The 1190-nt window shown below is 68.2% G+C and carries 1 protein-coding gene and 1 pseudogene; both read right to left on the bottom strand.

Features of this window, described 5'->3' with window-relative positions; translation table 11 throughout:
• Nucleotides 1-217 precede the first annotated feature (217 nt).
• Nucleotides 218-823: a transposase gene (locus tag K2Z83_RS28550; RefSeq protein WP_220598562.1), complete on the bottom strand. Its 606-nt coding sequence runs from the start codon at nucleotides 821-823 to the stop codon at nucleotides 218-220.
• Between the two features lie 83 nt (nucleotides 824-906).
• Nucleotides 907-1190: pseudogene (locus K2Z83_RS28545) on the bottom strand (hypothetical protein); the annotation flags it as partial.

Below are 1190 nucleotides of genomic sequence, written 5' to 3'. Positions count from 1 at the left end.
GGGCGCGCCCGCTGGCAAATTGAACTGCTCTTTAAGCTTTGGAAGATACTGCTGGCAAACTCACCAGGGACGCAGCGTGCTGCGCTCCGGTGGAGCAAGACAGATGCGTACACCCGTGTTGATCATCCCGCCACCTCGGTCGCTGCGACCACCTGCCGGTGATGGGTGTGGGATCTGGCCGACGATCCGGTGGGGTGCGCCCCGCCGGATGGCGGCTCTAGCTCCCTGCCAGGGCCAGGGCCAGTCGGTTCTGGCGTGGCTTCGGGCGCACCCCGGCCAGCCAGCGAGCCGCGCGACGCAGATTCACCCCCGCGCCGACGAACAGCGCCCGCAACTCGTTCTTCGCCCGCCCGATGTAGCGGTTCACCCGGATGCCCTGCCCGCGTACCAGTCCCGACAGGCAGCCTTCTACCCCACCGCGATGGGCGCGGTAGACCGTCTGGAAGTCGGCCGTCTCCTGGCGGGCGCGGGCCGCCACCAGCGCATCGTGGCCGGGGCTGTACGTCAGCCGGCGGCCGCCCGTGCCGGTGCAGCAGCGGGGGCGCAGGGCACAGCCGGCACAGCGGTCGTCATCGAACTGAAAGCGGATCGTCCCATCCTTCGCCACCCGCCCCAGGGCGGTCGCGCCTGCGGGACAGGTCGCTAGCCGCGCCTCCAGATCGAGCTGAAACTGGGCCTGGGTGATCCCATCGACCATACGCGCCTGTGGCGAGGGATCCGCCGTCGATGCAGGGCCAAGCAGGTCTTCGCCGCGCCGCGTGGCGGCCTCCAGGGTGCCCCCGCTCACGTAGCCCTGATCCACAAAACGGTCGCTGGGCAGCACGTCGCGCGCCGCCTGCCGTTCCGCAATCGCGGCCAGGGCGGTGGTGTCGCCTTCGACACTGCTCGTCAGGGCAATGTCGGTGATCAGATGCGGCAGGTCATCATCATCGGTCTCGCTGACTGGAGCTTGTCACCGACCCAAGTCTGATCGCGTTTCTTGCTCCAGCGCGCCTCGGGGTCGTGGGGCGTCTGGATCTGGGTGGTACCATCATCGCCATGCAGGTCACGAAAGATGACCGTGGTTTCGCGCACCTCGTATTGCTGTGCCCAGACGGTGCGCTGACGGCCGCGCCGCTTGAGCAATCCGAGCTCGCGCAGGTCAGCGAACAGCCGGTCGAACAGGCGGGCGCTGCGGAATGTGTCAAGTG

The sequence above is a fragment of the Oscillochloris sp. ZM17-4 genome (assembly GCF_019599295.1).
Taxonomy (GTDB): Bacteria; Chloroflexota; Chloroflexia; order Chloroflexales; family Chloroflexaceae; genus Oscillochloris.
Note: the sequence above shows the minus strand (reverse complement) of the source record. Positions and strands in the feature narration are given on the sequence as shown.